The sequence below is a fragment of the Sphingomonas sp. genome (assembly GCF_050725575.1).
GTDB lineage: Bacteria > Pseudomonadota > Alphaproteobacteria > Sphingomonadales > Sphingomonadaceae > Sphingomonas.
Map to the genome: position 1 here is coordinate 30,646 of NZ_JBOHHW010000016.1, position 11,534 is coordinate 42,179.

10 protein-coding genes are annotated in these 11,534 nt (G+C 63.6%); 3 read left to right on the forward strand and 7 right to left on the reverse strand.

Annotated features, from left to right (window positions below; genetic code table 11):
- Nucleotides 1-91: 91 nt before the first annotated feature.
- The 4 genes from ACRECS_RS12870 to ACRECS_RS12885 form a co-directional block, all read right to left on the reverse strand.
- Nucleotides 92-1,003 carry a DMT family transporter gene (locus tag ACRECS_RS12870; RefSeq protein ID WP_431583366.1) on the reverse strand — a complete coding sequence of 304 codons (912 nt, stop codon included), beginning with the start codon at nt 1,001-1,003 and terminating at the stop codon, nt 92-94.
- Between the two features lie 284 nt (nt 1,004-1,287).
- Nucleotides 1,288-1,494: a hypothetical protein gene (locus ACRECS_RS12875; RefSeq protein WP_431583367.1), complete on the reverse strand. Its 207-nt coding sequence runs from the start codon at nt 1,492-1,494 to the stop codon at nt 1,288-1,290.
- Complete coding sequence (locus ACRECS_RS12880; RefSeq protein ID WP_431583368.1) at nt 1,491-1,676, reverse strand: hypothetical protein; 186 nt, start codon at nt 1,674-1,676, stop codon at nt 1,491-1,493. The genes ACRECS_RS12875 and ACRECS_RS12880 overlap by 4 nt, the downstream gene beginning before the upstream one ends.
- An 11-nt stretch (nt 1,677-1,687) precedes the next feature.
- Entirely contained in the window at nt 1,688-2,812 is a 1,125-nt protein-coding gene (locus ACRECS_RS12885) for a hypothetical protein (protein WP_431583369.1), read from the reverse strand.
- A 377-nt stretch (nt 2,813-3,189) separates the two neighbouring features.
- On the opposite strand from ACRECS_RS12885, the gene ACRECS_RS12890 reads away from it, so the two are divergent.
- From ACRECS_RS12890 to ACRECS_RS12900, 3 genes are read left to right on the forward strand one after another with little or no spacing between them, the layout of a single operon-like run.
- Nucleotides 3,190-4,851, forward strand: coding sequence for an MFS transporter (locus ACRECS_RS12890; RefSeq protein ID WP_431583370.1), 1,662 nt, complete (start codon nt 3,190-3,192; stop codon nt 4,849-4,851).
- Nucleotides 4,848-6,035, forward strand: coding sequence for an HlyD family secretion protein (locus tag ACRECS_RS12895; RefSeq protein ID WP_431583371.1), 1,188 nt, complete (start codon nt 4,848-4,850; stop codon nt 6,033-6,035). Before ACRECS_RS12890 ends, ACRECS_RS12895 begins: the two co-directional genes overlap by 4 nt.
- Nucleotides 6,032-7,420 carry an efflux transporter outer membrane subunit gene (locus tag ACRECS_RS12900; protein WP_431583372.1) on the forward strand — a complete coding sequence of 463 codons (1,389 nt, stop codon included), beginning with the start codon at nt 6,032-6,034 and terminating at the stop codon, nt 7,418-7,420. The genes ACRECS_RS12895 and ACRECS_RS12900 overlap by 4 nt, the downstream gene beginning before the upstream one ends.
- Nucleotides 7,421-7,560: 140 nt before the next feature.
- Here ACRECS_RS12900 and ACRECS_RS12905 read toward each other — a convergent pair whose 3' ends face one another.
- The 3 genes from ACRECS_RS12905 to ACRECS_RS12915 form a co-directional block, all read right to left on the reverse strand.
- Nucleotides 7,561-8,190, reverse strand: coding sequence for a TetR/AcrR family transcriptional regulator (locus ACRECS_RS12905; protein WP_431583373.1), 630 nt, complete (start codon nt 8,188-8,190; stop codon nt 7,561-7,563).
- Between the two features lie 75 nt (nt 8,191-8,265).
- Complete coding sequence (locus ACRECS_RS12910; protein ID WP_431583374.1) at nt 8,266-10,545, reverse strand: TonB-dependent receptor; 2,280 nt, start codon at nt 10,543-10,545, stop codon at nt 8,266-8,268.
- A 13-nt stretch (nt 10,546-10,558) separates the two neighbouring features.
- Nucleotides 10,559-11,431 (reverse strand): alpha/beta hydrolase, encoded by an 873-nt coding sequence (locus ACRECS_RS12915; protein WP_431583375.1) that lies wholly within the window; start codon nt 11,429-11,431, stop codon nt 10,559-10,561.
- Nucleotides 11,432-11,534 lie beyond the last annotated feature (103 nt).

Below are 11,534 nucleotides of genomic sequence, written 5' to 3' on the forward strand. Positions count from 1 at the left end.
GTTCGCCCTGAGCCTGTCGAAGGGCATGCACAGCGCTTGGGCTTCGACAGGCTCAGCCTGAACGGAGGGAGGGGCAATCCAAATTACCTTGTCACACTTTAACCGTCTCGCGGTGGAGCAATGCCGCCATCGCGATGCCGCTCAGGATCAGCGCCATGCCGACAAGGTGATAAGGATGAAGCGCCTCGCCAAGCACCGCTGCCGCCAGCCCGGCGCCGAATAGCGGCATCAGGCTGATCGTCTGACCGGCGCGCGCCGCGCCGATCGCGTCGACCGCTGAGTTGAACAGGAAATAGGCCACCACTGAGGGCAGGATTGCGACATAGGCGAACGCGCCGATCACCGCCGGCCGCCAGACGATGCCGGCGATCGCGTGCCACTCCGAAAGAGCGAGCGGCAGCATGGTCAGCGCCGCGATGGTGAAGGTGACGAACAGGAAGCTCAGCTGGTGAATGGCGGGCCGGATGCGCAACAGGCTGGTATAGATTGCCCAGCCGAGCACGCCGCACAGGATCAGCAGATCGCCAAAGCCAAGCTGCAGCCCCATCAGCACCTGCAGGTCGGCCCGGACCACAACCAGCGCCACGCCGAGCGTCGACAGGATGACGCCGCCGACCTGCCACTTTCCGGCGCGCTCGCGAAAGAAGATCGCATTGCATATCAGCACCAGCGCGGGGATCGCGGCCTGCAGCAACAGCCCATTGGTTGCGGTGGTGTGATGCAGGCCCCAATAGAGAAAGCCGTTGAACCCGGCGACGCCGACCAGCCCGAGCAGCAGCACCGGTCGCCATCCCGCGATCAGCGCCGCACGGTCGCGGCGGAGCGAGGTCCATGCGAGCGGCAACAGAATGATCAACGCCCCGGTCCAACGCACGAATGCGAGAGTGAAGGGCGGGATATCGTCCCTCACAGCCCGCGCGACGATCGAATTGCCCGCCCAGAACAGCATCACGATGGCGAGCATGAGATAGGCTCGGGTGACATTGGGGGCTGGGCGGGTCATCGTGCCTCCCTAGGCGTCGTGACAAATGGTATCCAGAGTTTGATTGAAGCGAGCGCGACGAAGCCGAGGCAGGATTCCCTTTGTCCACGATGCCGAACATCGCTCGCGAGCAATGCTACGGCCGTCATTGCATCAGGCAATGCCCTAACTGGGCAAACGCTACTCGAGTGCACATCACGGACGGCACTCCCTTTCCTCGTCTTGCAGCGAGGAAGGGAGTGCCGCCAACGCGATCAGGCAACTAAAGCGGGTGGAAATGTTTATCACCCGAGCAGAGCTGGAAATCAGCCACGGTCACCATTTTCCGCGCTTCCTGGCGATGCCGGAGGTGGCGGCGCATCGGCCGCCGCGCCATCCGGTGCAGGGGCCGGATCGGTTACTGGCGTAAGATGGTTCATGCCGAGATAGACCTGAACAGCGGGGTCGCGCATCAACATCTGGCCGATCTTGTCGGCAACGCTCAGCGGGACTTTGAAATATGGCTCGCTCATTTTTGCACCGCGAGCCACGCCGCGAAGGCAGGGTCCTTCTGATAATTTTCCCATGAGGCCTCGGACATCTGTCCGGCATCATGCATGTGTTTCAGGTTCGCATATCCTTTTTCTCGGATCGTCGTCTGGACGGTCTCGTGAAGCTCAATATCGCTGCTCAAGGGTGCCTTATTCACCAGCATAAAAACTCTCCTTAGGACGGGGTAGGATAATCAAAATAGGGTATGAGTTGCCGGGTGCCCCCGACATCGATTTTCAAATAGCCCTTGACGTGGCCCGGAAGCGCCTGACCGCCACCATCCCAAGCGTAGCCCTCGATTTGAGAGAACCCGAAGCGGAACACCGCATCGGTGAATTTCGCCGCAACAAAGTCCAGGCCGGTCACGAAGTGTCCATCCATGCGGTGCGCGCTCGCCGGCTGAATATTTTCCGTTGAGCCGCCCTGTGTGTAGTAGGCGTATCCGGTAGGCATGATGGTGTCGTAGCGGACGAACTGGCCGGTCCACCATCTGTGACCCCAATTGGAGTGGGAGAGGACGATGCCGAAAGTGCCCGGCCATTTATCATCGGGAGCCGGGCCATCAGAGGATGCAGCTACATCAGGAACAACCTGCAATCCGACCGTATATTGCTCACCTCCCAGCGCCAATTGCAGGCCGAAGTCCGCCCAGCGGTTGCCGCAGTTGATCTCCATCCCGCAAGGGATGCCACCGGTGAAGGTTTGACCTAGAGGGTCGCCCGCATAATCCTTGCCACTGGACGGGGAATTGGCCGCAATCCACGCACCGAGATATCCCGAACCTCTGGAGTTGAGGTGCTGCGCCGCCGTCCAGACGGTGAAGGCACTATCCAGCTCCGTTGTGCGATTGACGTTTGCCGAGGTGATGCCCGAGATCAGGATTTGGCCGTATGAGCCGTATCCGCCGGTTCGATTGTAGGTCCAGTGAGCGAGGCCATTGCCTACCGAACCCACCACAGGGCCGGACTGGGTGGGCTGCTGATTAGGGACGTTGATATTCTGGATGGCCTGCGTCGATGTTGGCGTCACCGGCAGGATGTCGTTGAATGAAGCAACGACCTTATTGAGCGCGCCATAGTTGGTCTGGATGCTGGACGCGGCTTGCCGCACCCACGCTCCTACGCTTATAGCCGTGCTGTTGGCCTTGATGATATTGATGTCATCCGCCGCATAAGGCGCGTTGGCGGTCTCCCCGTAGAACGCGCCAAACGCGATTGAAGGGTCTTGAAGAGCCTGAGTGAGGTTGCTGATTGGGGCAGCCTTGAAGGCAGCCAAGGTCGGGTAGGCTGAGCACGTCATTTTATCCTCCGTTTTACATTTACGCAGGGCAGGATGCGACTGGCCGCCTAATTGCCATCTTATCCACAGCCTCTGGAACAAAAAGAGAACATGCGAAGTCCAACATTGCAAATGGCGATCTCACCTTTCCTGGAGGCTTCAGTTTCAAATCGGTATATCAGCGGGGCAACGCGCCTGGCCGCATGGTGTGGCGGACAAAAATTGACCTGGGCCTCGCAGGTTGCTTCAAGGCTGTTTTTCGGCGGCGGCATTGGGCGAGCGGATCGGGCTAGTCCACAACACCTGACGATGAGACGACGTGCGGGCCAGTGCGCTGACCTTGAAGAAGAAGGGAATTCCATGACCCTTTTTCCGGAGATCGTGCGTATAACGTAACGATGTTCGCGCGCCGCCTCCGCAATTTCTTCACTGAGGAGCAATGGGTTTTCGCGGCGCACGAACGCGCGATGATGCCGGGATCGCCGGCATCGCCCGCTCATCCGACCGCGCGGCGCTTCGCTTATGGCGCGATCGCTATTCTGGTCGGGTTGACCGGCGGGCTCGGCAATGCGCTGATCTCGGTCAACACTACCACGCTGCAGGGCTCGCTCGGGCTCGACCCGGCGGAGATCGCCTGGCTGCCGACGGTCTATGTGATGACAAATACGTCGATCAATCTGCTGCTGATCAAGTTCCGCCAGCAATATGGCCTGCGCCCGTTCACGATGATCTTTCTCGGGCTCTACGTCCTGCTGACCTTCGCGCATCTGTTCGTGCATGATTTCTGGTCGGCGATCGCGGTCCGCGCGGCAAGCGGCATGGCCGCGGCTGCGCTGTCGACCCTGGCGCTTTATTACATCATGCAGGCACTGCCGGCGAAATGGCGGCTCAAGGGCGTGGTGCTTGGCATTGGCATCCCGCAATGCGCCTTGCCGCTGGCCCGGCTCTTCTCGCCCGACCTGCTAGCCATGTCGCAGTGGCGCGCGCTGTACCTGTTCGAGCTTGGCCTTGCGCTGGTCTCGTTCGCGGCGGTCGCGTGGCTCCGGCTGCCGCCGACCGAGCGCAAGCCGGCGTTCGAGCCGCTCGATTTCGTCACCTTCATCCTGCTCGGCGGCAGCGTCGCCTTGCTGGCCGCGGTGCTCGGCGAAGGGCGCATCGTGTGGTGGACCGAGGCGCGCTGGATCGGCTGGGCGCTGATCGCCGCGATCCCGATGTTCGCCGCTGCACTGGCGATCGAGCATCGCCGCGCCAATCCGCTGCTCAACACGCGCTGGCTGGGCAGCGCCGATATCGTGCGCTTCACCATCGTCACGATCATGGCGCGCATCGTCCTGTCGGAACAGACTTTCGCGGCGGTCGGGCTGCTCAATACGCTGGGCCAGAATAACGATCAGCTCGGGCCGCTATTCGCGATCATCTTCCTCGCCTCGGTCGCGGGCGTGGTGGCGAGCGCGGTGACCCTGAATGTCGAACGGCTGACTCATCCGATCATGCTGGCGATCGGGCTGGTTGCGGTCGCCGCCTTTGCCGATTCCTTCTCGACCAGCCTGACCCGCGCGCCGCAATTCTATCTCACTCAGGCGGTGATTGCCTTTGCCGCGACTTTCTTCCTCGGGCCGGCTTTGTTGTTCGGTATGACCCGCGCGCTGCAGCAGGGGGCGGGGCATATCATCAGTTTTATCGCGCTGTTCGGTATCGTCAATTCGATCGGCGGGCTGGGGGGCGCGGCGTTGCTCGGCACTTATCAGACGATCGCGGAAAAGGCCCACAGCGCGGCGATCGTCCAGTCGATCAGCCCGACCGACCCGCAGGTCACCGCGCGGCTGGCGGCAGGCGGAGCCGGGGTTGCGCGCGTGATCGGCGATCCCACGCTGCGCGCGGCGGAGGGCGGCGCATTGCTGTCCCAGACCGCGACGCGCGAGGCCAATGTGCTTGCCTATAACGACACGTTCCGGTTGATCGCGGTGCTGGCCGCGCTCACCACATTGTACCTCGCTTTCCTGCTTGCGCGTCGTACCTGGCGCGCCCGCCGGGCGGCGATGATGGAGGCTGCGACATGACCGACACCCGAACGCCACCATCAGGTCCTCCCCCGGGTTCGCCGACAGCGCCGGCAACCCCGGTCGCCGTTGCGCCGGTGACCGAGGAGCGCGCCGCCGAGGCGCCGGCCGCACCCGTCGGGTCGGGCTGGAAGCCGCCGCGCGATTCACGCACCGTGCTGATCGTCATTGCGGTGATTGCGGTCGCCGGCATTCTCGCGGTGCTCGCTGCCTGGCGGTTGCCACCCTTTGCGAGCAATTTCCAGTCGACCGACAATGCTTATGTCCGTGGCCGCACCACCGTGATCAGCCCGCAGGTCAGTGGTTATGTAACTCAGGTGTACGTGCGCGATTTCGATGTCGTGAAGGTGGGGCAGCCGCTGATCCAGATCGACGACCGGATCTATCGCCAGCGCGTCGAACAGGCCGGCGCGCAAGTCGCCGGGCAGGAAGCGACACTGGCCAATAGCGAACAGGCGGCACGCTCGCGCGCGGCGAGCCTGCAGGCGCAAGATGCGGCGGTCGCCAATGCGCAGGCGCAATTGCTCCGTGCTCAGGCCGACATGAACCGCGTCAACGATCTGGTCACTGACGGATCGGTGTCGCTGCGTGAGCGCGACCAGACGCTGGCGGCACTACGCCAGGCCCAGGCCGGCGTGCTTCAGGCGCGCGCCGCGCGCGAGATCGCCCGGCAGGACATTCGCACCGTTGAAGTGGGCAAGGGCGGGCAGCAGGCCGGGGTCAGCGGCGCGGAGGCCGCGCGGCGGCTGGCGCAGATCGATCTCGACAATACGGTGATCCGCGCGCCCGAAACCGGGCGGCTGAGCGAAGTCGGCGTGCGGCTCGGACAATATGTCACCAGCGGATCGCAGCTGATGTTCCTGGTCCCGCCGGAAACCTGGGTGATCGCCAATTTCAAGGAAGCGCAGACTGCGCGCATCCGCGTGGGCCAGCCGGCGAGCTTCACAGTCGACGGCCTTGCCAATGCACGGCTGACCGGGCGCGTCGAGCGGCTGTCGCCCGCCGCCGGTTCCGAATTCGCGGTGCTCAAATCGGACAATGCGACGGGCAATTTCACCAAGGTGCCGCAACGCATCGCCGTGCGCATCCGCGTCGATCCGGGGCAGTCGCTCGCGGCGCAGCTCCGTCCCGGCATGTCGGTCCAGGCGCGTGTCGACACCGCCGGCGCGCCGAAGATCCGATGAACGTTCGGCTGCTCCCGCTGCTGCTTGCCGCCTCGGCCGCGGCCTGCACTGGTCCACGCCCCGAGGCGCCGGCGGCGACCGCCGTGGTCGCGCCGCCAGCCTGGCGTACCGCGCTCGGCCCCGGCGAGCCGGTACGCGCGGACTGGTGGGCGGCGTTCGGCGATCCGGTCCTGACCGGGCTGGTCGAGCGCGCCTTGACCCATAATCCCGATCTCGGCGCTGCCGCCGCGCGCGTCGAGGAGGCGCGGGCGCAGGAGCGGCTGTCGCGCGCGCAATTGCTGCCGCAGGTCAATGTCGCTGCACCCGCGTCCGAGGCGCGCGCGCTCAACCCGTTCGGTATCGCGACCACGAATACCGGCGCGCAGCCGGCAATCTCGGCCAGTTATGACCTCGACCTGTTCGGCCGGTTGCGTCAGGCCAATGCTGCGACCCGCGCGCAATTGCTCGCCAGCGAAGGTGCGCGCGATACGGTGCGTCTTGGTATCGCGAGCAGTGTGGCGACCGGGTACATTACCCTCCGTGCGCTGGACGCCCGGCTCGCGGTCGCGCGCGACACGCTGGCATCGCGCGGCGAGGCGTTGCGCATCGCGCGCCGCCGTGCCGAGACCGGCTATACCTCGAACCTCGAGCTGCATCAGGCGGAAGGAGAGTATCGCTCGACCGAGCAGCTCGTGCCGCAAGCCGAACTCGCGATCAGCCGGCAGGAAAATGCACTGCGCCTGCTGCTCGGCGAAACGCCCGGTGCGGTGACGCGCGGCACGACGCTCGCCGCGCTGTCCGCCCCGCCAATCCCTGATGGGTTACCCGCCGATTTGTTGCGCCGCCGGCCCGACCTGTTCCGGGCCGAGCAGAGCCTGGTCGCGGCGGACCGCTCGCTCGACAGCCTGCGCGCCGCGATGCTGCCCAATCTCAGCCTGACCGGATCCGTTGGCCTGGTCCTCTCCACTGCCTTGTCCAATCCGGTCGGCGTCTTCTCGATCGGCGGTAGCGTCTTGTCGCCGATTTTCGACGGCGGCCGACTGCGCGCTCAGGCCGATGCCGGCGCGGCGCGGCGCGACCAGGCTGCCTTTGCCTATCGCAAGGCAGCGCTCACCGCGTTCCGCGAAGTCGATGACAGTCTGGCCGGGGTGCAGCGATCGGGTGAGCAGGCTGTCGCCATTGCCGGGCAGCGCGATGCGCTGGCAGCAGCGTTGCGCAATGCCAGCAACCGCTACCGGGCGGGCTATTCCTCCTATCTCGACCAGCTCGATACGCAGCGCGGCCTGCTCACCGCCGAACTGGCGCTGGTCCAGGCGCGCGCCGACCGGCTGACTGCTTATGTCGCGCTGTATCAGGCGTTCGGCGGCGGATGGTCGCAGCAGGATGTGGAACAGGTATCCCGCTGACATTTGATTAGGCAATTCTCATAACTATCTGATATATAAAGTATTATATGATATTTTACGCGAGGGTGCGACGCGAAGGATATGCGACTACCGGTGTCCCATATCTCGGCCCCTGGCCTTGGTGGACCCCTGTCTGCGCGCTATCCGGGCGCTCCCGATCCGAACAGCAAGTCGAGCATATGCGCTTTCCAGATCCGGATTGAACGCTCCATCACCGCCTTGTCCGGGTTGCGGATATATTCCACCGTCAGCCCGCGCGTGACGGCATTGTTGAGGAGCTGCAGGCTCTGGTGGACCTCGTCATTGCCGATGCCGGCCGCACGGAGGATGTTGTAGCCCCATAGGCGCACCCGGCGGTCGAAGCGGCGCGTGCTGGGCGCGACTTCCCGCTCCAGATCGGGGTCGTTGCGACGCGCCAGATGGATTTCGAGCAACGCCGCCATTTCCGGCCGGCCGACCATCTGGAAATTGGCGTCGAACAGATTTTCCATCGACTCCCTGGGGTTGCGTCCGCGACGAATGGCGTCGGTATAGACCCCGATCCGATAGGCCGAAAATTCCGCCGCGACCGCCGCCATGATCTTGGCCTTGGTTGGAAACTGATGCTGGATCGCGCCCAGGCTCATGCCCGTCGTATCGCGGATCGCGTGCATGGTGGCGCCCGAATAGCCCTGTACGCACAGGATATCGCGCGCCGCCGCAATCACCTTGGCACGGGTGGCCGCGCTGCGGTCGGCTTGTGTGCGGCGAGGTTTTGCGGCGGTCGTCATATTGGGATCATGCCTGATAGCGTTCGATTGGCTCATATGCGAGATGCCCATGGATGTGCCTGGGGGTTTCGCATCTCAGAACGCGACCGTGGCGCTGACGCCGATCGTGCGCGGGCGGATAACCCCCGTCCCGATCGCCCCATTGGGATTTCGGGAAAAGCCATTGGCCGTCAGCGCCTGAGTGGCGGTGATGCCGGCGGCGTCGGTCAGATTTTTCACATAGGCATTAAGCAAGTATCGCCCGAACGACAGGCCGGCGCGCAGGTCGACCACTTCATTGGCCGGCACGCGCGGAAAATGGCCGTACAGCGCGAGATAGGCCGGATCATAGCTGCCGGACTGGCGTGACAGCGACCGGATCGAGCCGCCGATCGAGGCGGTGACGTCGCCGCCGAGCGTCCATTCATAATCGGCATTGACCCCGACCGAATATTTGGGCGTGAACGGCAGGTGATCACCCTTGATCGCGCCGACAACCAGCGGGTCGGTATCGCCGCTGAGTTTCGCATCGTTGATCGCGAAGTTGACCGACGTCACCAGCCCGTCGGTCGGCCGCAGCGTTGCCGCGATTTCGGCGCCGTCGACCTTCGCGCCTTTGCCATTGGCATTGACGCCGAAGCCATTGACCATGGCGAACAGCTGAACATTGTTCCAGTCGATATGATAGACCGACGCTTCGATCGAGAGGCGCTTGTCGGCGCTGTCTGCTTTGAAGCCGATTTCATAGCTGGTGACGGTATCCGGCTCGAACGTCACCGGCGTGCCCGCCGGTGCGCCCGGTGGAATGACATTCGGGCCACCCGGCCGATATCCCTTCGAGACCCGTGCATAGAGCGACGCGCGGGCGCCGAACTTGATCTTCGGCGCAATCGAGTAAGTAAAGACATTGTCGGACGATTTCAGGCCGCTGAGCGTTGGGCTGCCCGCCAGGAAAAAGCCCGACGTGGTCTGGTCGGCGTTCTGGCTATTATGGCTGTACCGCCCGCCGAGATCGATATCGAACCAGCGTGCCAGGTGCAGCGTCGCATTGGCGAAGCCGGCGAATTCCTCATAGCGCGAGCTCAGGTCATATTTCGCCAATTCGAGCGGATAGGCGATCGGCGTGAGCGTGCCCGGTTCGACCAGCTTTAGATGCTGGAAGATCTGTGCCTTTTCATGGGTATAGTAACCGCCGACCAGCCATTCGAGCACCTTGCCGCCATCCGAGGCGAGGCGAAGTTCCTGCGTCCATTTCCGGTTCTCGGTCAGCTGATCGAAAAACGCATTGTTCTGCGGGATCCGCGGTGCGCCGAGGGATTGGAGCAGGTCCGAGAAGGGGCCGGCAAGCGGCGCGCTGAGATTGGCGGTATAGTCGATGCGCAGCGACTGGCTCTGCTGCCCATAGCTGGTCGATGAGGTCAGGGTTGCGCCGCCAAAATCATAGTCGATCGTTGCGTTGTACAGCCGGTACTTCACGTCGCTATATGAGGACACATATTCCGACTGTGTGAGGCCGCCATAGAGCGGCTTCAAGGTTGCGGGATCCGCCTCGACAAAGCTCGGCGCGCCATCGACGAAGAGGTTCTGCAGCTGCGCGCTCAGCCGCACGGTCAATCCGGAATCCGGCGTCCACAGCAGCGAAGCGCGACCACCATAGCTCTGGAAATCATTGAAATTGCTGTCGATCCGCGAGCCGGCGGTGCCGATCGAGTCGATATAACCGCCTTGCTTGCGGTACGAACCCGACGCGCGGAACGCGAGCGTATCGCCAAGCGGAATGTTGATCATCCCGGCGCCGCGATAGGAGGCATCGCCGCCCTCGGTGAATTCGACCCCGCCCAGCGCCTTGCCCTCGATGCGCTTGGCGGTGGGTTCGTTGGTGACGAATTTCAGCAGCCCGCCAAGCGAGCTTGCACCATAGAGCGTGCCTTGCGGACCGCGCAGCACCTCGATCCGGGCGATATCGAAGGTATCGAAATCGCCGGCCAGTTCGGCGCCATTGGCCAGTGCGGTGCTCGACCCGAACGGCGTCTCATCGACATAGACGGCGACAGTGGACGCGACACCGCCGGTATTGATACCGCGCAGCACCAGCCGCCCCTGGCCAGGTGTCCCTTGGACCAGCTGCAGGCTCGGCACATTCTTCAGATAGTCACTGAAGTTGGTCGCGCTCTGCTGCTCGAGCAGTGCGCCAGACACAACCGAAACCGATTGCGGCACATCGATCAGCGTTTGCGATCGTTTTTGCGCGGTGACGACGATATCGTCGGTCGTCTCCTGCTGCTCCTGCGGCGTGTCCTGCGCCCGTGCGGCACATGGCGCGGCCATCACGATCGCCAGCGCCGTTCCGGCCAATGTTGCTGTCAGAATTCGCATAATTTCCTCCCCCTTATTTTTCGTGCCCCAGCGCGAAGCGCAGGCCGTGAAGAATGGCGCCTGGCGCGACCGAGACATGGTCATCCTCGGCAAAGGCGATGTGGCGCAGGTCGGCGACTCCGGCCGCGCTCAGCGCATCGGCGAACTCCTTCGCCGCATCGACCATGCGCGAGGCGCGGATCTGCGCCTGCGCTTCCTCAAGTGTCATGCCGAGTTCGGGCGGTACGCTTTTCGGCGGATCCTGCTCCCTGGCCCCGACATCGACGAACACGCGCGGCGGGACGGGCAGGGCGCGGAGGCGCTTCTGGAATGCCGGCATCCTCCCGAAGATCGAGAAGCTGTCCCACCACAAAGACGGGCTGCTGGTGAGGAAAGCGGAAAAGGTCTCAGGCCGGGTCAGCAGAGCATGGGCGCTAAAGAGTCCGCCCAGCGAATGACCGAACAAGACCCGCTCGCCGCCCACCGTCAGGGGATAGCGGGTGGCAATCTCGGGCCGCAGCGTGTCGACCAGGAAAGCAAGAAACGCATCCGCGCCGCCATTATGGTCGCCGCCGATCATCGTCCCGAGCGCGCCCAGCTCCTCAAGCGCCGTTACGCTTATCGGCGGCGAGAGGTCTGCGGTGCGCAGTTTCAGGAAGTCGAGATAGGCCGCGTCATACCCGATGCCGACGACATAGCAGGCCGGAAAGCCGGCGACGCTCGACAGCACCCGGGCGATTTCCGCGGCAATACCGAAAAGGAAATCGCCATCGACCACGTACAGGACGGGTACCCCGGCATTTGGTGGTTCCACCGCCGGTGCCGCAACGCTGATCTTCAGCTGGCCCTCGCCGCCGGGATGGGCGAGCGTGAATTGCTCCAGGGACGCACGAACGGAAAACTGCATCGATCCTCTCCACCGCGTTGGAAGCGTGGGCGGCCACCCGTCATCGCCTCTCTTCTCCTTATGTGGCAGGCATTCCCCTACTTGACAATAAAGTCAACTTGTT

Excerpts from the sequence above, each read along its gene's own strand:
- ACRECS_RS12875 (WP_431583367.1), bottom strand. The coding sequence starts at position 1,494 with ATGAGCGAGCCATATTTCAAAGTCCCGCTGAGCGTTGCCGACAAGATC.
- ACRECS_RS12880 (WP_431583368.1), bottom strand. The coding sequence starts at position 1,676 with ATGCTGGTGAATAAGGCACCCTTGAGCAGCGATATTGAGCTTCACGAG.
- ACRECS_RS12895 (WP_431583371.1), top strand. The coding sequence starts at position 4,848 with ATGACCGACACCCGAACGCCACCATCAGGTCCTCCCCCGGGTTCGCCG.
- ACRECS_RS12910 (WP_431583374.1), bottom strand. The coding sequence starts at position 10,545 with ATGCGAATTCTGACAGCAACATTGGCCGGAACGGCGCTGGCGATCGTG.
- ACRECS_RS12890 (WP_431583370.1), top strand. The coding sequence starts at position 3,190 with ATGTTCGCGCGCCGCCTCCGCAATTTCTTCACTGAGGAGCAATGGGTT.
- ACRECS_RS12905 (WP_431583373.1), bottom strand. The coding sequence starts at position 8,190 with ATGACGACCGCCGCAAAACCTCGCCGCACACAAGCCGACCGCAGCGCG.
- ACRECS_RS12900 (WP_431583372.1), top strand. The coding sequence starts at position 6,032 with ATGAACGTTCGGCTGCTCCCGCTGCTGCTTGCCGCCTCGGCCGCGGCC.
- ACRECS_RS12870 (WP_431583366.1), bottom strand. The coding sequence starts at position 1,003 with ATGACCCGCCCAGCCCCCAATGTCACCCGAGCCTATCTCATGCTCGCC.
- ACRECS_RS12885 (WP_431583369.1), bottom strand. The coding sequence starts at position 2,812 with ATGACGTGCTCAGCCTACCCGACCTTGGCTGCCTTCAAGGCTGCCCCA.
- ACRECS_RS12915 (WP_431583375.1), bottom strand. The coding sequence starts at position 11,431 with ATGCAGTTTTCCGTTCGTGCGTCCCTGGAGCAATTCACGCTCGCCCAT.